Here is an 18823-nt window from a genome sequence, read left to right as displayed (position 1 = left end):
TGGCCGAGGGCGGTCAGTTGCGGTAGCCCAGGACCGTCATCATTCCTGCCTCCGAGTGATAGACGTTGTGGCAGTGGATCATCCACAGGCCCGGGTTGTCGGCGTCGAAGTCCACCGCCAGCGTGCCGTTCGGCAACAGGATCGCGGTGTCCTTGCGGGGGCCGTTCGGCGTGTTCGCCAGGGTGAACGTGTGGCCGTGCAGGTGGATCGGGTGCCACATCGTCGTCGAGTTGGCGAAGACCAGGCGGACGCGCTCGCCCGCGCGGACCGGGTGGCGGCGATCGGGGGAGTAGGGCTTCTTGTCGAAGGCCCAGTCGTACTTCGCCATGCCGCCGGTCAGTTGGAGCCTGATCGTACGGTCCGGCTTGCGGGACGGCAGGGCCACCGAGCGGGCCGCACGCAGCTTGTCCGCCGTCAGGAGGCGGCCCTTCAGCTCCCTGGGGCGGGTCGAGGGGGTGGGCGCCGCGCCGCCTCCCGTGCGCAGGACGGCCAGGGCTGCCGCCTTCTTTCCCTCGGCCGCCGCGGTCAGTGGGAACGCGCCGTCCTTGGCGGTGACCAGGACGTCATAGCGCTCGCCCATGCCGAGCAGCAGCGCGTCCGTCTTCGCGTGTTCCACCGGGAAGCCGTCCGTGTGCGTCACCGTCATCTCGTGGCCGCCGAGCGCCACCCGGAAGGCCGTGTCGCCGCCCGCGTTGATGATGCGCAGGCGAATGCGGTCGCCGGGGCGGGCCTTGAAGGAGGAAGGGGCGTCCGCGGTGCGGCCGTTGATCAGATAGTGCGGGTAGGCCACGTCGCCCGCGTCGCCGCCCAGCAGGTCGCTCCTGGCGCCCATCATCATGCGGGAGGGGCCGGGGGCGGCCGGGGTGGGCTTCGGGGACGCGGCTGCCCGCAGCGACATGTTCGACATGTCGTGGCCGCCGTGGTCCATGCCGCCCGAGCCCTCACCCTCGTGGCCGCCCATGCCCTTGCTGAGTTCGGCGAGCACGGAGTCCGGGGTGGAGCCGTCCACCCCGTCGACCCAGTCGTCCAGGACGACGACCCACTCCTTGTCGTACTCCAAGGGCTCCTTGGGGTCATCGACGATCAGTGGGGCGTACAGACCGCGGTCCTGCTGGGTGCCCGAGTGGGGATGGAACCAGTACGTCCCCGGGTGCGGCACCGCGAAGCGGTAGGTGAAGTCGGCGCCCGGCTTGATGCTCTTCTGGGTGAGGCCGGGAACGCCGTCCATGTCGTTGCGCAGGGCGAGGCCGTGCCAGTGCAGGGACGTGGCCTGGGGGAGGTGGTTGGCGAGCGTGAGGGCGAGGGTGTCGCCCGCGGTGACGCGGACTTCCTTGCCGGGGAGCCGGTCGCCGTACGCCCAGGTCTTGACCGTGCGGCCGCCGAGGTCGAGCTCGGCCGTCATGGCGGTGAGCTTCACCGCGCGGACCGAGCCGCCGCCGGCTCGCTTCTTCTCCGCGGCAGCGACTTCCTCGCCGGACGGGTCGACATAGCCCTCGGGGCCGGCCTCGGCTTCTGAGCCGCTGCCGTGGCCGGCGTGACCGGAGGATTTGGAGGAGCCGGAGGAGCCGGAGGAGCCGGAGTCGGAGCCGGCACAGGCCGTCAGGATTCCCGAACCGGCGACGGCGGTCGCGGCGCCGAGCAGCGCGCGGCGCGAAGGGGTGCGCAGGGGTTGAGTGCGCATGGCTGAGTACACCTCGTCGTAGTGGTGCGTGCAGATGGGCGCATCTGCTGCTTCTGATACACCGCTCGGCGCCCGGAGGTTCCCATCGAGGACCAGCCCGTGCGCGGGCAGCGTGAAGCAGCCGGTGCGTCGGCCTAAATGCGCAGCACCGAGAGGTGGGACAGGAGTATGCGGGGCGGCGGCGGATTGGGCCGCAGCCCGTCGAGCAGCCGGGCGGGTGCACGGGCGGGGACGGTGAAGCCGCCGGGCCGCAGCAGGACCGCCTTCAGGAGCAGTACGAGGGTGAGTGCGGCGAGGACGGCCAGGCAGACGGAGAGCGGGTCCATCCCGCCCATGCCGACGCCGGACGACTGGCTTGCCGCGTGATCTGGCGTCGAGTGAACCGTCGCCGAGTGGTTCGTCTTGTGGTGGGTCGTCGTCGGGCGGTCCGTCGCCGAGTGATCCGTCGCAGGGCTCGACGAGTGGTGGCCCGTCGCGGGGCCGGACGGCGAGTGCCCTGTCGGATGGCCCAGCGTATGCATCGTCACGATGCCGAAGAGCAGCGCGGCGAGCAGCAGGAGCTGCCTGCCGCCGAGCGCTGATCTCTTCATGGCCACCACGGGCGAAACCTTACCCCCGGCGGGTATCGCGCGACATGCGGGCCCCCGGCACTGCGCTGATCATGACCTCATGATGAATACGCACAAAACGGTGCGAACCGCTCCACGCGCTGAGCGCGCGCGGCCCTCATCGGGGGACACGCGTGTCGTCGCCGACTAGCGCCGTCCGCCCCGCCGTGCCGACCTCACCACCGACGGCGCCCCGTCCCGCCCGCGCTCGTACCGGCGCCGTCTCGGCCCTCCTGGTACTCGGCGCGCTCGCCTACAGCATGTGGCTCATCGAACCCTTCCTCGGTACGGGGCTCTCGCCGCTGAGTTCGTACGTCAGCGAACTCGCGGCCCGGGACCAGCCGTACGGCACGCTGTTCCGCACGACCGACCTGACCGCCGGGCTCCTGGTCCTCGCGGGCGCGGTGGGCGCGCTGCGGTGGCTGCCGCGTCGGTGGGGCACGGTCGTGGGGTGGGCGGGGCTCGCCCTGTTCGGGGCGGCCACCGCGGTCGACTCCCGGTTGCCGCTGAGCTGCGCGCCGACGGCTGATGCGGCGTGCGTGGCCAGGGAGGGTGCGGGGCTCGTGCCCGCGGCGCACACGGCGCATGCGGTGAGCAGCAGTGTCGCTGTGACGGGGGCGCTGGTGGGGATGGTGGCGCTGACGCTGGCGGCGCGCAGGCACGGTTCCCTGCTCTCCCGCGCATCCTCCTCCACCCTCCTCCTGACCCTCCTCGAACTGGCCGCCACCGCCTGGACCTTGGCCGCCGTCGCCGCCTTTGACGCGGGGCTCGGCACGTGGGGTCTCGGGGTAGGGCAGCGGTTGCAGGTGCTGCTGATCGCGGTGTGGCTCGGGCTGCTCGCGCGTGCGGTGGTGCGGCGCGGATGAGTTTCGTACGGATCGGGGGAGTTCCGCACCACGTGGAGGTGACGGGGAGCGGGCCGGTGTGCGTGCTGAGTGCGGGTCTAGGGCTCGCGTGGTTCGACTGGGACGCGGTGGTGGAGCGCCTCGCCCCGTGGCGCACGGTGGTCCGCTTCGACCGGCCGGGGTCGGGCCTGAGCGGGCACGCGCGCGTGGCGCCCACGCTTGCGGGCGAGGCCGAGCGGATCGCACAACTCCTGGACGCACTCCGCCTCCCCGGCCGTGCCACCGTGGCCGGCCACTCCCTGGCGGGCTTCCACTGCGAGGCGTTCGCCCGCCTCTTCCCGGAGCGCACGGTGGGCCTGGTCCTTGTCGACTCCAGCACCGAGGAGCGACCGAGGGGGAGGGCCCCGCGCGGGGTACGGGTAGGGGCGGCTCGGGCGAGCGGGGCGGTACTGGGCGGGGTGGGGCTGCCGCGGGCGGTGGGGCCCGCGCTGCGGAGGGTGGTGGTGCGGGGCGGCGATGCAGGGGCGGTGAGGCAGGTGTACGGGGCGAGCCGTGTCTGGCAGGGGGCACTACTGGAGTACGCGACGTACACCGACACCGCAAAGGAACTCACCGCCTTCCGGGCGGAGTTTCCCTTGCGGGAGGGCCTCCCGGTGACGGTCCTCGCCGGGTACGTACAGGGCTCGCCGAAGTGGCTCCTGCGTCAGCGGCGGTTGGCCGCCGAGCTCGGGGCGGCGTTCCGTGTGGCCTGCCCTTCGGGGCACCTGGTGATGCGGGACCGTCCCGGTGACGTGGCGGAGGTGTTGCTGGGCACTGCGGGGTGATCGGGTGGGTGGGTGGGAGAGGGCCGCCGCGCAGCGGCGGTTCAGGGGATGCCGCCGGGGCGCTAGGGAGTGGTGGCCCCGCGCTGGCGGAGGCCCCGTACGCTCTCGCGGATCACGATGTGCGTCCCCAGCAGATGCCTCTCCTGGCCAGCCCGAGGCGCCCCCGCCAGAGCGAGGCGGACCGCCGTCCGGCCCATTTCCTCCGCGGGGATGTGCACGGTCGTCAGGCCGGGAGTGATGTCCGCGGCCACCGGGTCGTCGTTGTAGCCGACCACCGAGATGTCATCCGGCACCCGCAGCCCGTACTCCCGCAAAGCGATCACCGTGGCCGCCGCCACCCTGTCGTCACCAGCGAACACCGCCGTGAAGTCCGGCTTACCGTCAGCCTTCTTGAGAAGGTCCATGATCGCCTCGTAACCGTGGTTCTGTCCGAAGCCGATGCCGTGCAGGATCGCCTCCTCGCGGGGCACCCCGTGGTCGGCGAGCGCCCGCAGGTAGCCGGTGACACGGTCCTCGCCCGTGGTGTGGCCCGGCTGGTAGCCGATCAGGGCTATCTTGCGGTGGCCCGCGCCCAGCAGGTGGCTCGTGATCGCGTACGCGCCCGCCTCGTTGTCGTACTCGACGACCAGCGCGGGCACGTCCGGCGCCGGCGCCGGACGCCCGCACAGGACGAGCCGTGAGCCCGCCGCGGCGAGCGCCTGCGCGTACCGCGCCATCCGCTCGCGGTACTCGTCGTCCTCGACGACCCCGCCCACCAACACCACCGCCTCGGCGGCCTGTTCGCGCATCATCTGCACCAGGGCGAGCTCCCGCGCCGGGTCACTGTTCGTCGACGCGACCAGCGTGAGCCTGCCCCGCTGGGCGGCCTCCAGCTCCACGCCCTGCGCGACGTTCGCGTAGAAGGAGCTCACCACGTCGAACATGAGCACAGCGATCGTCTTGCGCCCCGCGCCCGCCAACGCGCGCGCGTGCGCGTTGGCGACGTAGTCGAGGTCCTTGACGGCCCGCAGCACCTTCGCCCGCGACGCCGTCGACGTCGGGTAGTTGCCCGCGAGGACCCGCGAGACGGTCGCGACCGAGACGCCCGCCCGCGCCGCCACATCGCGGATGGTGACCCGTTCGCCCACTGTGTCTCCTCATCTAGCAGTAACCGCACCTGGCAGTATCCGCGTCGGGTAAGCACCGCACGCGTCACGCAGCGCCGCCGGCCTCAAGTAGCGGCGTCCGGGGCGGCGTTGCCCCCACGGCAGCCCCGCCCCGGACCATCATCCCGCGTCCGCCACCGGATCAGTGCGCGGCCTCGTACTCCTTCGCGAACTCCTCGCGTGCCTTCTCGCCGCCCTGTGTCTGCCACTTCTTGTAGACGGCGTCCCAGTCGGACAGCTTCTTGCGGCCGGAGACGATCGCGGTGACACCGTCCTCGATCACCTGCTGCATGGACGCGCCCTGCCGGTTGTACGTGTCCGACATCAGGCCCCAGTGATCGTCACGGACCAGGTGGGGCACCACCGCCTTCTCCCACGTGTGCAGCCGCTTGGTGAGGTCGGGGTAGCCCGGGAAGTACAGCGGCTGCGGCGCGTCCATGAGGTAGGCGAAGGGGAGGTTCGTCTTGTTCTCCACCAGGCCGAGCGAGGTGGGGATCGGGTCGCCGCTCTTGTCGTACTTGAAGTGTGTGCCCTCCACGCCCGAGTGCATCAGCTCGTACTCCTTGGAGCCGAACGGCGACGCCAGCCAGTCCAGGACCCGCAGCATCAGCTTGACGCGGTCCTTGGAGGCCTTCTTGATGACGGTGTAGCCGAAGCAGCCGCGGTTCTGCTGGTAGACGGGCGTCGCGCCCTCGACCACGTACGGCACGGCGGCGTCGAGCGTGAACTCGTTCTTGATGCCCTGTGCGTTGGAGATGACCGCGCCCCAGCCGTCCGTCATCGAGCGGACCGTGCCGTTGTAGAACTGCGTCTTGAGGTCGACCTGGGAGATCGAGGTGGCGTCGGAGTTGTACGAGCCCGCCTTGCGCATCTTGGACATGTACTCCAGGGCGGCCCTGAACTCGTCCGTCCCGAACATGTCGGTGACCTTGCCGTTCTTGATCTGCCACTGGTTCGGCGCACCGTGCCACATGGCGTGGTAGAGGTAACCGAAGAAGCCGACCGACGAGGCGCCGAGCGCCGACTTCTTGTTCCGCGAGGCCTCACGCGCCATCGCCTGGAAGTCGGCCGCCGCCATGCCCGGCTTGTAGCCCGCGTCCGCGAAGGCCTCCTTGTTGATGAACATCGCGCCGTGCACCTTGGCGCGCTCCACCGGCAGGCCGTAGATGCCGCCGGAGACGCGGCCCATGCCCTCCCAGGCGTACGTGGGGATGTTGGCGAGGTTCGGGTAGTCCTTGACCGCGTCTCCGGAGAGGTGCTCCGAGAGGTCGGCGCACCGCGACTTCACGAACTGCGACTCGCGCGGCAGCACATAACCACCACCGAAGTTGATCATGTCGGGCAGGTCGTCGCCGGACATCAGGGTGGACATCTTGGAGCGGAAGTCCGCGTCCGGCACCACGGAGAACTCGACCTCGACACCGAGGGCCTCATTCATGGCCTGCCAGTACTTGTTCGATCCGACCGGCTTCGGCGGGGTGCCGTAGGTGATGGTCATGACCTTGATCTTCTGCTTGCCGGTGCCCGGCTTCTCGGCCGTCGCGGCGACGAGCTTCTGCGGGTACTTGGTGAACCCGGGCTGCACGCCCTCGCTGCTGGGCGCGAGGTCGGGGGTGGGGCCCTTGGCGGGGGTGTACGTGGGCCAGGGCGTCGCCTTCTTGTTGGCGTTGCTGACCGAACCGCCGCCGCTCGAATCGGTGGAGCAGGCGGTGAGCAGGGAGGGGGCGGCGACCGCGGCCCCGCCGACGGCTATGGAGCGCAGCAGCGTACGACGCGACATCGAGGAACCGGACACAGTGTCAACCTTTCGGAGGTGCAGGGAAGTTGGCTCAGCTCTTGATGGCGCCCGTGAGCACGCCCTTGGTGAAGTACTTCTGCAGGAAGGGGTAGACGATCAGGATCGGCACGGTGGCGATCACCAGGACGGCCATCTGCATCGTCTGCGGGGCCGAGACGTTCGCGGCGTCGCTCAGGCCGGTGTCCGCGATCTGCGAGCCGCCCATGACGTACGTACGCAGGACCTGTTGGAGCGGCCAGTGGTCGGAGTTCAGATAGATCGAGGCGTGGAACCAGGCGTTCCAGTAACTCACCGCGTAGAAGAGGCCGACCACCGCGAGGGCCGCCTTGGAGAGCGGCAGTACGACCCGCCACAGGATCTGCCAGTCGTTCGCGCCGTCGAGGCGCGCCGCCTCGTACAGCTCCTCGGGAACGCCCTGGAAGAAGCCGCGCAGGACGACCAGATTGAAGACGTTGATGAGGACGGGCACGATCAGCGCGCTGTAACTCTCCAGCATCCCCATGCCCTTGACGAGCAGGAACGCGGGGATCATGCCGGGCGGGAAAAGGAACGTGAACAGGACGATCAGCAGGATCGGCTTCCCGCCGTACACCTTGGGGCGGCTCAGCGCGTACGCGAGGAACGTCGTGCACGCGAGCGAGGCGAGCGTGCCGATGATCGTGACGCCGGCGCTGACGCCGAGGGCCTTGGTGACGATGCCGCCCGCGAAGACCTGCTCGTAGGCGCGCAGGGTCGGATGCGTGGGCCACAGGACCCAGCCGCCGTTGGCGATGACCTCGCGGTTGGAGGCGAACGACGTCGAGACGATCACCAGGAACGGTACGAAGACCATGACCAGGATGGTGACGATCGCCAGGGCCTTGGCCACCTGGGTGACCGGCTTCGGCTTCTCCATCCAGGAGGGGCGCGGGGGGCGTGCGGGGCGGGCGCGACGCGCAGGCCGCCCGGGGCGTATCGCGGCGGCGGCGGTTTTCGTGCTCGTGCTCACTTGTAGACCCCCTGCTCGCCGAGGCGATGGGCGACCTTGTTGGCCGCGAAGACGAGAATCGCGCCGACCACGCCCTTGAACAGGCCCGCCGCCGCGGCATATCCGGTGTCGCCGCCGACGATGCCCTGCCAGAAGACGAAGGTGTCGAGCACCTCACCGGCCTCGGGTCCCACCGACTGGCGTTGCAGCAGCATCTGTTCGAAGCCGACGGAGAGGATGTCGCCGAGCCGCATGATCAGCAGCAGGATGACGACCGGACGGATCGACGGCAGCGTCACGTGCCAGAAGCGGCGCCAGGGCCCCGCCCCGTCGATGGCGGCGGCCTCGTACTGCTGCTCGTCCACCTGCATCAGCGCGGCGAGGAAGATGATCGTGCCCCAGCCGGCGTCCTTCCAGACGACCTGCGCGACGACGAGCGCCGGGTAGGCGTCCGGGTTGCCGATGATGTCGACGGAGTGCAGACCCGCCTGCCCGAGCACGGAGTTGAGCAGCCCGGTGTCGGCGAGCACCTGCTGGAACAGGGCGACGACGATGACCCACGACAGGAAGTGCGGCAGATAGACCACCGACTGCACGAAGCGCCGCGTCAGGTCCGAGGTCAGGCTGTGCAGGAGCAGGGCCAGGCCGAGCGGGACCGGGAAGAAGAAGACCAACTGGAGCACCGCGAGGAAGAGCGTGTTCCAGGTCGCGTGCCAGAAGTCCGGATCGCCGAACATCCGGTCGAAGTTCTCGAGGCCGACCCAGGGGCTGGCCCAGAGGCCGTCGAAGGGGACGTACTCCTTGAAGGCGACGGCGTTCCCGATGAACGCGCCGTAGTGGAACACCAGGAAGTACGCGACTCCCGGAACCATGAGCAACAGGAGGGTCCGCGAGGAGCGAAACCGTTTCCATCGCTCATCACGCTTGAGTTTGTTGCCATTTGGCCGGTTACTGCGCTCGCCGGGCGGCTTCACCGCCTCGGTTTCCGTCCGTTCCTTCGTCACCGCTGACACGGCAGCCCCTCCGTTGTCGGAACAAGGTGAAACAAGGTGACCGGAATCTAAAGCGGTTACTAACCCCGGTCAACCCCCTTGGCCCCGCGATCTCTTGACCGCCGTCCCGACTTCGGCCTAGCCTCCAGGCGCTGTTGGGTAACCGGTTACTACGAGGGATGGTCACGCGTGGCAGACCAGGCAGAGTTGACAGGCCGGCCGAACGCGGTGCTCGCCATGAGCGCCGACGTGGTGGACCGGGTGTTCGCCCCCGACCTCCGGGAACGGCTCGCCCGGAGCGTGGAGTTGGCGCCCGGCCTGCTCACCGGCTCGCTCACCGGAGCGGACGCGCGCGCGGTGCTCGCCGACACGCAGATCCTGGTCACCGGCTGGAACTGCCCGCCCATCTCGGCGGAGATCCTGGCCCACGCCCCGCGGCTCCGGGCCCTCGTGCATGCGGCCGGATCGGTGAAACCCGTGGTCACGGACGCGCTGTGGGACCGGGGCGTGGTGGTCTCATCGGCGGCCGACGCCAACGCCGGGCCCGTCGTGGCCTACACGCTCGCCGCGATCACCTTCGCGGCGAAGGGCGCGCTGTCGACCGCGGCGGGCTACGCGGCCGGGTGGCCGCCCTTCGCCGAGCGGACGGGCGCCGACGCCCGCACCGTCGGCATCATCGGCGCGTCCCGCATCGGACGGGGGGTCATCGCCGGGCTGCGCGCGTCCGACGCCCGGCTGCGCGTGCTGCTCACCGATCCGTACGTCACGAGGGAGGAGGCGGCCGGGCTCGGAGTGGAGCTCGTCGACCTCTCGGAACTGTGCCGCAGCAGCTCGATCGTCAGCGTCCACGCGCCCCAACTCCCCGAGACGCGGGGCATGGTGAGCGAGGAGATGCTGAAACTGATCCCCGACGGGGGCACCGTCATCAACACCGCGCGCGGCTCACTGGTCGACACGGAGGCGCTGGCCAGGGAGTGCGGGGCGGGGCGCCTCGACGCCTTCCTGGACGTGACGGACCCCGAACCGCTGCCGCCCGGCCACCCCCTGCTCACGCTCCCGAACGTCCTTGTCACCCCGCATGTCGCGGGGGCGCAGGGGAGCGAGGTGCGCAGGCTCGGGGAGTTCGCGGTGGGGGAGGTGGAGAGGTTTCTGGCGGGGGCGCCTTTGCGGGGGCAGCTTCGGCGGGAGGAGTTGTCCCGGCTGGCCTAGGGGCTGCCCCCCCCGGGGCCGGTAGGGCAGGAGATTCGGCAGGGCAGGGGATTCAGCCCGTCCGGCGTTCGAGGAGGAACTCGGCGAAGCCGGTGACGAACGGTGCGCAAGGCTCGCGCGCAGCCGTCACGGCTTGGCGCCTCGCGCCTTCAGCAAGTCCGTCATCAGCTCGATCTCCGACTCCTGCGACTCCACCATCCCCCGCGCGAGCCGCACCTCGGCCCCCACCTCGCACCGGTCGACGCACCCCTCGGCCATATGGACCCCGCCCTTGTGGTGCTTGATCATCAGCTGCAGATAGCGCACCTCAGCAGCCCGCCCCGGCAGCTTTCCGAGCTCCTTGAGCTCGGTGTTCGTCGCCATCCCCGGCATCAGGGCGCCGTCCTCGCCCGGCGGCATGTCGCCCATGCCCATCCACTCCATCGGAGCGCGCTCGGGCACCTTGGGCAGCTCCCACAGGTCGAGCCAGCCGAGCAGCATGCCCCGCTGGTTCGCCTGGGTCTGTGCGATGTCGTACGCGAGGCGGCGGATCTCCTCGTCCTTCGTGCGGTCGCGCACGATGTACGACATCTCCACGGCCTGCTGGTGATGTGTCGCCATGTCCCGGGCGAAGCCCGCGTCGGCCGACTCCGTGGAGGGGGATGACACGGAGGACGAGCCGTCCGACGAGGCGACCGCGACGGTGATCCCGCCGCCGGCCACGACAGCCGTCGCGACGGCCCCGACCACCCAGCAGGTGCGTCGCCTCACTGGGCCTTGCCGCCCGTGCAGGCGGCCCCCGGCTCAGGGGTCTGCTTGCCCTGGACGTACGTGGAGAAGAAGGAGGCGGCCTTCGGGTCGGACGCGCCGGTCACCGTGCGCTGGTGGCCCCAGGCCGTCAGCATGACCGGATCCTTCTGGTCCTTGACCGGACTCATCAGCGAGTACGGCGTCTGCTTGACCTTCTGTTCCAGCTTCTTCAGGTCAGCGGCCTTCGCCTTGTCGTTGTACGTCACCCAGACAGCGCCGTGCTCCAGCGAGTGCACGGCGTGGCGCTCCGGGATCTCGTCCTTGTAGACGTCGCCGTTGCAGTTCATCCACACCTGGTCGTGGTCGCCGCCCACCGGCGGGGTCATCGCGTAACTGACGTCCTTGGTGACGTGCGTACGGCCCAGCTTCTTGGCGTCCCATACCTTCTCGCCGTCCGCGGTCGTCTCGAACTTCGGCGTGGCGTTCCCGTCGGCGGCCGTGCCGGAGTCGTCGTCGGCCTGCTGGAAGAGGACGACACCGCCCACGGCGAGCGCGGCGACCACCACCGCGCTCAGCGTGATCGTGATGACGCGGCCACGGCGGTCGCGTGCGCGCTCCGCCCGGCGCATCTCATCTATCCGGGCCTTGCGGGACGAGCTGCTCGTGTTCTTGGCGGAACCCATGTTGTGTCCTTCGGCGATGCGGAGATACGACGGAAAGGGTGGGACGCGCGGGGCGGAACATGATGGAGCGGTTCGCTGATCGTAATGGGCGAGCGCGGCGGGCTGTAGGGGCAGACCGGGCCGCCCGCTGTTACGGCCGCGCCGATCAGCAGGCACTATGGGCACAGGGCGGCGCATGGCCCGCAACGTGCTCGAAACGGTGTGGTGGGATGCTCAGGTGCCCCGATGCGTCCCCAGGTCTGGGAACAGTGCGGACGCAGACGGCCTGACCAGCAAGGATGGGTGGAAGCGGAAGATGGACAAGCAGCAGGAATTCGTGCTCCGGACACTGGAGGAGCGCGACATCCGGTTCGTACGCCTGTGGTTCACGGATGTCCTCGGCTTCCTGAAATCGGTCGCGGTGGCTCCGGCCGAGCTGGAGCAGGCCTTCGACGAGGGCATCGGCTTCGACGGCTCGGCGATCGAGGGATTCGCCCGGGTGTACGAGTCGGACATGATCGCCAAGCCTGACCCGTCGACGTTCCAGGTCCTGCCCTGGCGCGCGGAGGCCCCCGGCACCGCCCGCATGTTCTGCGACATCCTCATGCCGGACGGCTCCCCGTCCTTCGCGGACCCCCGCTTCGTCCTCAAGCGCGCCCTGGCGAAGACCTCCGACCTCGGGTTCACCTTCTACACCCACCCCGAGATCGAGTTCTTCCTCCTGAAGGACAAGCCGCTTGACGGCTCGCGGCCCACCCCCGCCGACAACTCCGGCTACTTCGACCACACCCCGCAGAACGTCGGGATGGACTTCCGCCGCCAGGCCATCACGATGCTCGAATCGATGGGCATCTCGGTCGAGTTCAGCCACCACGAGGGCGCGCCGGGCCAGCAGGAGATCGACCTGCGGTACGCGGACGCGCTGTCCACGGCCGACAACATCATGACGTTCCGTCTGGTCATGAAGCAGGTCGCGCTGGAGCAGGGGGTCAACGCGACCTTCATGCCGAAACCGTTCTCCGAACACCCGGGCTCGGGCATGCACACGCACCTCTCCCTCTTCGAGGGCGACCGCAACGCCTTCTACGAGTCCGGCTCCGAGTACCAGCTTTCCAAGGTGGGCCGCTCCTTCATCGCCGGCCTCCTGAAGCACGCCGCCGAGATCTCCGCGGTCACCAACCAGTGGGTGAACTCCTACAAGCGCATCTGGGGCGGCTCGGAGCGCACGGCGGGCGCGGGGGGCGAGGCACCCTCGTACATCTGCTGGGGCCACAACAACCGCTCGGCGCTGATCCGTGTCCCGATGTACAAGCCCGGCAAGACCGGCTCGGCGCGGGTGGAGGTCCGCTCGATCGACTCGGGCGCGAACCCGTACCTGACGTACGCGGTCCTGCTCGCCGCGGGCCTCAAGGGCATCGAGGAGGGTTACGAACTCCCGCCGGGCGCCGACGACGACGTCTGGGCCCTCTCGGACGCGGAACGCCGCGCGATGGGCATCGAGCCGCTGCCGCAGAACCTGGGCGAGGCGATTGCTCTGATGGAGCGGTCGGAACTGGTCGCCGAGACGCTCGGCGAGCATGTGTACGACTTCTTCCTGCGCAACAAGAAGCAGGAGTGGGAGGAGTACCGCAGCGAGGTCACGGCCTTCGAGCTGAGGAAGAACCTGCCGGTGCTGTAAAGCGCCCCGTTAGGGGCGCGGGGAACTGCGCGAGCAACCACAAAAGAGCCGCAGTCGCTTCTGCCGAGCAACCCGGCAGACGCGAATGCGGCTCTTCGCGCGCTGAGCGCGCCCCGCGGCGGAGCCGCGAATCGATGCAGCCCCGCGCCCCTAGAGGGCGCTGACGATCGCGTCCCGCAGTGATGTCGTCGCCCGGACGCGATACTCCTGGATGGCCCAGCCATTGCCATCGGGGTCCTTGAAGTACATGAACGTGCCGCCGTCCTGCGGCGCATGCGCCACCGGCTCCGAGACGTCGAGGCCGCGTGCGGTCAGCTCGGCGTGGGCGGTCTTCGCGTCGGCGACGCACAGTTGCAGGCCCTGGTAGGAACCGGGGGCCGGGGTCGGGCCGTCCATCGTGTCCCAGAGGGTGTCGGCGAGGGCGATGGAACAGCCGGACCCCGGCGGGGTCAGCTGGACGATGCGCATGCCCGGCATGACCTCCTGGTCGATGTCCACGTGGAAGCCCAGCTTGTCGCGGTAGAACTCCATGGCCCGGTCGACGTCACTGACGGGGAGCGGGATCACCTCGAGTGTGTATTCCATGGGCCGAGTACATCAGGGCGCGATGGCCCTGTCAGCGCGAACGCCGCACCCCGTGTCACCGCTCCGAAAGCGGACTCGGGGCCTCCTGCACCGCCCAGCCGTTGCCGTCCGGATCCTTGAAGAAGCAGAAGCCGTTCCAGGTTTCACCCGTTCCCTCGGCCCAGCCGTCGGGGCCCACGTGCAGTACGGGCGTCACGTCCACGCCGCGCTCCGCGAGCTCGGCCCGCGCGGCCACGATGTCCGTGACGCACAGCTGCAGGCCGTGCTGCGAGCCCGGTGTCATCTCCGAGGTGCCGGGAGCGGGCGGCATGCCGGTCATCATGGCGAACGAGCAGCGTGAGCCGGGCGGGGTGAACTGGATGATGCGGATGCCGGGGGCGACCGTGCTGTCCAGGTCCGCCTTGAAGCCGCACTTGTGCTCGTAGAAGTCCTTGGCGCGGTCCATGTCGGCGACGGGGATCGTCACCACTTCGAGTGTCCAGTCCATCAGGTGGTCTCCTCGGGGTGTCCGTGTCCGTGTCCGTCTCCGCGGCCGTCTCCGGGTCTCACGTGAAGCGCCAGCGCGTCTGGCTGAACGGCTCGCCCTTGCCGAAGCCGAAGGCGGTGCGGGGTGCCACCTCGAAGACGTACGCGTGGCCCGCCCCGTGGTGGAAGCAGCCGTCCCGCACCTCGTAGTGCCAGAACCTGCCGTACTTCTCCTCCCACGCCGCCGCCAGGCGCCGCAGCCTGTCCTCGTCGGTGATGCGGACCGCGGTGCCCTCGACGACCATGTCGTGCCCCTTGTCCCAGCGGTTGACGCCGGTGGTCAGCACGACCTCGGGGTTGTCCGCCACGTTCCGTGCCTTGCGCTCCTCGGGGCCCGTGCAGAAGTGCAGGGCGCCGTCCAGCCAGACCGCGGGCAGGGGTGTGACGTGCGGGCGTCCGTCGGGGCGTACGGAAGTGATCCAGAAGAGCTCGGCCGCCTTGAGCTGCCGCACGGCGTCCGCCCACGGGGTCGCGGTCGCCCCGGCACTGCTGTACCGGGAATCCAGTTCCGTACGCGGTTCCTTGCTCGGCATGGTCCGCCTCCTGACGCCGACACCAATGCTCCCGTCCAAGGATGGACTCCGCACGCGGGCAGAACTCATCGGTCAGGCCGTAGGCTCGGGCCAGGAGTGATCGAACGGAGGCGCGAGGATGACGGTGCCGCAAGGGCGCAGAAGCAGTACGTTCACGCGGCTGCTGCGGCATGGCTTCACGGATCCGTCCGCCGCCGAGCGGCTCCTGGGCGCCCCTGAGCTGTCAGCGGTGCGGACCGACCCGGTGCTTCTTGACGCCCTCGGCGCCGCCGCCGACCCGGACCTGGCGCTCCTCGGCCTCGTACGCCTGGTCGAGGGGCAGCCCGATGAGAACGGCCGCCGGGAGCTGCTCGACACCCTGGTCAGCGCCAAGCCGCTGCGCGACCGGCTGCTCGGTGTGCTCGGCGCCTCCGAGGCCCTCGCCGACCACCTGGCCCGGCATCCCCGCGACTGGCGGGCCCTGGTCACGTACGAACTGGCCGACCTGCACCCCGGCGTCGAGGAGTTCGAGCGCGGCCTCGCCGACGCCACCGACCCCGTTTCGCTGCGTGTCTCCTACCGCCGCTGCCTGCTCGCCATAGCGGCCAGGGACGTCTGCGGCACGACGGACCTGGCCGAGGCCGCCGCCGAGCTCGCGGACCTGGCGACGGCGACCCTGCGTGCCGCGCTCTCCATGGCCGAGCAGGCGGCGCCCGAGGACGCCGCGCAGTGCAGGCTCGCCGTCATCGCGATGGGCAAGTGCGGTGGCCACGAGCTGAATTACGTGTCGGACGTCGACGTCATCTTCGTGGGCGAGCCCGCGGAGGGTCCGGGTGGCACGGGCACCGCCGACGAGGGCAAGGCGATCCAGGCCGCGACCCGGCTCGCCTCGCACATGATGCGTATCTGCTCGGAGACGACGGTCGAGGGCACGATCTGGCCGGTCGACGCCAATCTCCGCCCCGAGGGCCGCAACGGCCCCCTCGTGCGCACCCTCAGCAGCCACCTCGCCTACTACCAACGCTGGGCCAAGACCTGGGAGTTCCAGGCGCTGCTCAAGGCCCGCCCGGTGGCCGGGGACCTGGACCTCGGCCAGGAGTACGTGGACACTCTCGCGCCCCTCGTCTGGCAGGCAGCCGAGCGCGAGAACTTCGTGCCCGACGTGCAGAAGATGCGCCGCCGCGTCGTGGAGAACATCCCGGCGGGCGAGGTCGACCGCGAGCTGAAGCTGGGGCCAGGCGGGCTGCGGGACGTCGAATTCGCCGTCCAGCTCCTGCAGTTGGTGCACGGGCGCGGCGACACCTCGATCCGCAGCGGTTCGACCCTCGCGGCCCTGGAGGCGCTCGCCGCCGGCGGCTATGTGGGGCGCGTGGACGCGGTACAGCTCGACGACGCCTACCGCTTCCTGCGCTCCCTGGAGCACCGCATCCAGCTGTTCAAGATGCGGCGTACCCACCTGATCCCCGAGGACGACGCCGACCTGCGGCGCATCGGCCGCTCCCTGGGCATGCGCACGGAGCCGATCACCGAGCTGAACCGCGCGCTGAAGCGGCACACCTCGGTCGTGCGCCGCCTGCACGAGAAGCTGTTCTACCGCCCGCTCCTCGATGCCGTGGCTCAACTCGCCCCCGTAGAGACCCGGTTGAGCACGGAGGCCGCGCGTGAACGTCTGGTGGCCCTCGGCTACCACGACCCCGCCGCGGCCCTGCGTCATCTGGAGGCCCTCGCGTCCGGCGTCACCCGCAAGGCGGCCATCCAGCGCACCCTGCTCCCCGTACTCCTGGGCTGGTTCGCGGACTCGGCGGACCCCGACGCGGGCCTCCTGAACTTCCGCAAGGTGTCGGACGCCCTGGGCAAGACCCCCTGGTATCTGAGGCTCCTGCGCGACGAGGGCGCCGCGGCGGAGAATCTCGCCCGCGTCCTGTCCGCCGGGCGCCTGGCCCCCGACCTGCTGCTGCGTGCCCCCGAAGCGGTGGCCCTGCTCGGCGACCAGCGTGGCCTCGAACCGCGCGACCACGCCCACCTGGAGCAGGAGGCTTTGGCCGCGGTGGGCCGCGCGGACGGCGCCGAACAGGCCGTGACGGCGGCGCGAGGCGTCCGCCGCCGCGAGCTGTTCCGCACGACGGCGGCGGACATCATCGGCTCGTACGGCACCGAGGAGAGCCCCGTGGCGGCCGATCCCGGCGCGCTGCTCGACCGGGTGGGCGACGCGGTCTCCGACCTCACGGCGGTCACGATCGCGGGGACGCTGCGCGCGGTGGTCCGCGAGGGCTGGGGCGATACGCTGCCGGTGCGGTTCGCGGTGATCGGCATGGGCCGCTTCGGCGGCCACGAACTGGGCTACGGCTCGGACGCGGACGTCCTCTTCGTCCACGAGCCGCGCGAGGGCGTCGGCGAGCACGAGGCGGCGAAGGCGGCCTCGCAGGTGGTCTCCGAGATGCGCAGGCTCCTCCAACTGCCCAGCTCCGACCCGCCGTTGCTGATCGACGCGGATCTGCGCCCGGAGGGCAAGAGCGGCCCGCTGGTGCGGACCCTCGCCTCGTACGAGGCCTACTACCGCCGCTGGTCACTGGTCTGGGAGTCCCAGGCACTGCTCCGTGCCGAACCGGTCGCCGGGGACGCCGAGTTGGGCCGCGCCTTCATCGACCTCGTCGACCCGCTGCGTTACCCGGCGGAGGGTCTCGGCGACGACGCCGTCCGCGAGATCCGCCGCCTGAAGGCGCGCATGGAGGCGGAACGCATGCCGCGCGGCGCCGACCCCACCCTGCACACCAAGCTGGGGCGCGGCGGTCTCTCGGACGTCGAATGGACCGTCCAGCTCATGCAGTTGACCCATGGGTGGGTCGAACCGGGCCTGCGTACGACCCGCACCCGCGAGGCGCTCGCCGCGGCCTGCGCGGCCGAGCTGATCCCGACCGAGGACGCGGCGATCCTGGACGAGGCGTGGGTCCTGGCCGCGCGGGTGCGCAACGCGGTGATGCTGGTACGCGGCAGGGCGGGGGACACGTTCCCCTCGGATGGCCGTGAACTGGCGGCGGTGGGACGGTACTTGGGCTACGACCCCGGGCACGTGGGGGACATGCTGGACGACTACCGGCGGACCACGCGCAGGGCGCGGGCCGTGATGGAGGAGCGGTTCTACGGGGCGTAGGGCGCCCGGTGGACGAGCAGGGTCCGCGCATGGGCGAGGAACCCCGTGAGCGCCAGCTCGAAGGCACGGTCGGCCCGGCCCGGGGGCGTCGCGTCAAGGGCCCGCGCGAGGGCGGGCGTCGACGCCTCGTCCGGCAGCTCCCACATGGCCTCGGGCGCCGCCAGGTCGAGGGCCGAGCCGAGCACCAGGTTCTCCAGGGCGATGATCACCGGCATGACGTCGGCGAGGCCGAACCCCGCGTCGATCAGGAGCGTCACCGCGCACTCGTACTGCTCGAGCACGCGGGGCGCGCGCACCGGTGAGGTCATCAGGAGCGGGATGACCCTGGGATGGGCCGCGAAGGCGGCGCGGTAGGAGCGCGCCCAGGCGGACATCGACGCGTCCCAGGGGCGTCGCGGGTCAAGGGTGCCGGGGTCGATCGCCTCGCACACGCGCTCGCGCAGCAGTTCCACGATGCCGTCGCGGCCGTCCACGTGGTGGTAGACGGAACCGGTCTGCGCGCCGAGGCGCTTGGCGATCTGCGGGACGCTGAAGTCGCCCTTCTCGTCGACGAGGGCAAGCGCGGTGGTGGTGATGCGCTCCCGGTCGAGCAGGGGTGTGCGCGGCCGTCCCATGATTCCAGTCCCCTCACCAAGTCTCCGGGGAGCCAGGGTCTCCCGGGAGCCAGGGTCTCACCGGAGTCAGGGTCTCACTGGTCCAGGTCTGCCCGGCGTGACGTCGGCTCGGCCCAGGGTCTCACCGACCCAGGTCGGACCGGCGTGAGGTCTGCGCGGCTCCAGGTCTGAGGGCCTCGGGTCTGCCCGGCTCCAGGCCTCCCCGGCCCCAGGTCTGCCCGGCCGCAAACCTCCCCGGCCTCAGGCCCCCCTCGGCTTCAGGCCTCCCCGCACCAGGCCCTTCCCGAAGCCAGGGTCT

Annotated in this window: 17 protein-coding genes; 5 read left to right on the top strand and 12 right to left on the bottom strand. The window is 70.5% G+C overall.

Going from position 1 to position 18823, the window contains the following annotated elements:
* Nucleotides 1-13: 13 nt before the first annotated feature.
* Nucleotides 14-1681, bottom strand: coding sequence for a multicopper oxidase family protein (locus tag ACIBCK_RS02605; protein ID WP_399386235.1), 1668 nt, complete (start codon nt 1679-1681; stop codon nt 14-16).
* Nucleotides 1682-1815: 134 nt separating this feature from the next.
* A complete protein-coding gene (locus ACIBCK_RS02600; protein WP_399387203.1) occupies nt 1816-2271 on the bottom strand; it encodes a DUF6153 family protein in 456 nt (151 codons plus the stop codon).
* A gap of 185 nt (nt 2272-2456) precedes the next feature.
* Here ACIBCK_RS02600 and ACIBCK_RS02595 point away from each other — a divergent pair, with 185 nt between their 5' ends.
* Both ACIBCK_RS02595 and ACIBCK_RS02590 read left to right on the top strand, forming a co-directional pair.
* A complete protein-coding gene (locus ACIBCK_RS02595; protein WP_399387201.1) occupies nt 2457-3155 on the top strand; it encodes a DUF998 domain-containing protein in 699 nt (232 codons plus the stop codon).
* Complete coding sequence (locus ACIBCK_RS02590) at nt 3152-3958, top strand: alpha/beta fold hydrolase (RefSeq protein ID WP_399386234.1); 807 nt, start codon at nt 3152-3154, stop codon at nt 3956-3958. The genes ACIBCK_RS02595 and ACIBCK_RS02590 overlap by 4 nt, the downstream gene beginning before the upstream one ends.
* A 62-nt stretch (nt 3959-4020) precedes the next feature.
* Here the strand turns inward: ACIBCK_RS02590 and ACIBCK_RS02585 are convergent, their stop codons facing one another.
* The 4 genes from ACIBCK_RS02585 to ACIBCK_RS02570 form a co-directional block, all read right to left on the bottom strand.
* Nucleotides 4021-5085 (bottom strand): LacI family DNA-binding transcriptional regulator, encoded by a 1065-nt coding sequence (locus ACIBCK_RS02585; protein WP_399386233.1) that lies wholly within the window; start codon nt 5083-5085, stop codon nt 4021-4023.
* 160 nt (nt 5086-5245) lie between these two features.
* The gene (locus ACIBCK_RS02580; RefSeq protein WP_399386232.1) at nt 5246-6883 is read right to left on the bottom strand and encodes a sugar ABC transporter substrate-binding protein; all 1638 of its coding nucleotides are present in this window, start codon (nt 6881-6883) and stop codon (nt 5246-5248) included.
* 49 nt (nt 6884-6932) lie between these two features.
* Complete coding sequence (locus tag ACIBCK_RS02575; RefSeq protein WP_399387199.1) at nt 6933-7796, bottom strand: carbohydrate ABC transporter permease; 864 nt, start codon at nt 7794-7796, stop codon at nt 6933-6935.
* 89 nt (nt 7797-7885) lie between these two features.
* A complete protein-coding gene (locus ACIBCK_RS02570; RefSeq protein WP_363208375.1) occupies nt 7886-8740 on the bottom strand; it encodes an ABC transporter permease subunit in 855 nt (284 codons plus the stop codon).
* Between the two features lie 357 nt (nt 8741-9097).
* Between ACIBCK_RS02570 and ACIBCK_RS02565 the strand changes: the two genes are divergently transcribed.
* Nucleotides 9098-10069 carry a hydroxyacid dehydrogenase gene (locus ACIBCK_RS02565; protein WP_399387198.1) on the top strand — a complete coding sequence of 324 codons (972 nt, stop codon included), beginning with the start codon at nt 9098-9100 and terminating at the stop codon, nt 10067-10069.
* 126 nt (nt 10070-10195) lie between these two features.
* Here ACIBCK_RS02565 and ACIBCK_RS02560 read toward each other — a convergent pair whose 3' ends face one another.
* Both ACIBCK_RS02560 and ACIBCK_RS02555 read right to left on the bottom strand, forming a co-directional pair.
* Nucleotides 10196-10819, bottom strand: coding sequence for a DUF305 domain-containing protein (locus ACIBCK_RS02560; RefSeq protein WP_399386231.1), 624 nt, complete (start codon nt 10817-10819; stop codon nt 10196-10198).
* Complete coding sequence (locus ACIBCK_RS02555) at nt 10816-11481, bottom strand: DUF3105 domain-containing protein (RefSeq protein ID WP_399386230.1); 666 nt, start codon at nt 11479-11481, stop codon at nt 10816-10818. Before ACIBCK_RS02555 ends, ACIBCK_RS02560 begins: the two co-directional genes overlap by 4 nt.
* 295 nt (nt 11482-11776) lie before the next feature.
* Between ACIBCK_RS02555 and ACIBCK_RS02550 the strand changes: the two genes are divergently transcribed.
* On the top strand, nt 11777-13138 hold the full coding sequence (locus ACIBCK_RS02550) for a glutamine synthetase family protein (protein WP_190081258.1): 1362 nt from the start codon (nt 11777-11779) through the stop codon (nt 13136-13138).
* A 150-nt stretch (nt 13139-13288) separates the two neighbouring features.
* Here the strand turns inward: ACIBCK_RS02550 and ACIBCK_RS02545 are convergent, their stop codons facing one another.
* Genes ACIBCK_RS02545 through ACIBCK_RS02535 form a run of 3 tightly spaced genes read right to left on the bottom strand, consistent with a single transcriptional unit; the run spans nt 13289 to nt 14781 of the window.
* Complete coding sequence (locus tag ACIBCK_RS02545) at nt 13289-13723, bottom strand: VOC family protein (protein ID WP_367041241.1); 435 nt, start codon at nt 13721-13723, stop codon at nt 13289-13291.
* Between the two features lie 55 nt (nt 13724-13778).
* Complete coding sequence (locus ACIBCK_RS02540) at nt 13779-14210, bottom strand: VOC family protein (protein ID WP_399386229.1); 432 nt, start codon at nt 14208-14210, stop codon at nt 13779-13781.
* A gap of 58 nt (nt 14211-14268) precedes the next feature.
* Nucleotides 14269-14781 (bottom strand): pyridoxamine 5'-phosphate oxidase family protein, encoded by a 513-nt coding sequence (locus tag ACIBCK_RS02535; protein WP_399386228.1) that lies wholly within the window; start codon nt 14779-14781, stop codon nt 14269-14271.
* A 118-nt stretch (nt 14782-14899) separates the two neighbouring features.
* Between ACIBCK_RS02535 and ACIBCK_RS02530 the strand changes: the two genes are divergently transcribed.
* Entirely contained in the window at nt 14900-17911 is a 3012-nt protein-coding gene (locus ACIBCK_RS02530; protein ID WP_399386227.1) for a bifunctional [glutamine synthetase] adenylyltransferase/[glutamine synthetase]-adenylyl-L-tyrosine phosphorylase, read from the top strand.
* On the opposite strand, the gene ACIBCK_RS02525 is transcribed toward ACIBCK_RS02530, so the two are convergent.
* Nucleotides 17899-18525: a TetR/AcrR family transcriptional regulator gene (locus ACIBCK_RS02525; RefSeq protein WP_399386226.1), complete on the bottom strand. Its 627-nt coding sequence runs from the start codon at nt 18523-18525 to the stop codon at nt 17899-17901. The two genes, ACIBCK_RS02530 and ACIBCK_RS02525, sit on opposite strands and share 13 nt — an antisense overlap.
* Between the last annotated feature and the right edge of the window lie 298 nt (nt 18526-18823).

Source organism: Streptomyces sp. NPDC051218, assembly GCF_044455475.1.
Taxonomy (GTDB): domain Bacteria; phylum Actinomycetota; class Actinomycetes; order Streptomycetales; family Streptomycetaceae; genus Streptomyces.
The sequence above is the reverse complement of the archived record's forward strand: the minus strand, read 5'-3'. Positions and strand labels throughout refer to the sequence as shown.

Coding starts and splice junctions, on each gene's coding strand:
- ACIBCK_RS02605 (WP_399386235.1), bottom strand. CDS start 1,681: ATGCGCACTCAACCCCTGCGCACCCCTTCGCGCCGCGCGCTGCTCGGC.
- ACIBCK_RS02600 (WP_399387203.1), bottom strand. CDS start 2,271: ATGAAGAGATCAGCGCTCGGCGGCAGGCAGCTCCTGCTGCTCGCCGCG.
- ACIBCK_RS02590 (WP_399386234.1), top strand. CDS start 3,152: ATGAGTTTCGTACGGATCGGGGGAGTTCCGCACCACGTGGAGGTGACG.
- ACIBCK_RS02580 (WP_399386232.1), bottom strand. CDS start 6,883: ATGTCGCGTCGTACGCTGCTGCGCTCCATAGCCGTCGGCGGGGCCGCG.
- ACIBCK_RS02575 (WP_399387199.1), bottom strand. CDS start 7,796: ATGGAGAAGCCGAAGCCGGTCACCCAGGTGGCCAAGGCCCTGGCGATC.
- ACIBCK_RS02570 (WP_363208375.1), bottom strand. CDS start 8,740: ATGGTTCCGGGAGTCGCGTACTTCCTGGTGTTCCACTACGGCGCGTTC.
- ACIBCK_RS02565 (WP_399387198.1), top strand. CDS start 9,098: ATGAGCGCCGACGTGGTGGACCGGGTGTTCGCCCCCGACCTCCGGGAA.
- ACIBCK_RS02555 (WP_399386230.1), bottom strand. CDS start 11,481: ATGGGTTCCGCCAAGAACACGAGCAGCTCGTCCCGCAAGGCCCGGATA.
- ACIBCK_RS02550 (WP_190081258.1), top strand. CDS start 11,777: ATGGACAAGCAGCAGGAATTCGTGCTCCGGACACTGGAGGAGCGCGAC.
- ACIBCK_RS02545 (WP_367041241.1), bottom strand. CDS start 13,723: ATGGAATACACACTCGAGGTGATCCCGCTCCCCGTCAGTGACGTCGAC.
- ACIBCK_RS02540 (WP_399386229.1), bottom strand. CDS start 14,210: ATGGACTGGACACTCGAAGTGGTGACGATCCCCGTCGCCGACATGGAC.
- ACIBCK_RS02535 (WP_399386228.1), bottom strand. CDS start 14,781: ATGCCGAGCAAGGAACCGCGTACGGAACTGGATTCCCGGTACAGCAGT.
- ACIBCK_RS02530 (WP_399386227.1), top strand. CDS start 14,900: ATGACGGTGCCGCAAGGGCGCAGAAGCAGTACGTTCACGCGGCTGCTG.
- ACIBCK_RS02525 (WP_399386226.1), bottom strand. CDS start 18,525: ATGGGACGGCCGCGCACACCCCTGCTCGACCGGGAGCGCATCACCACC.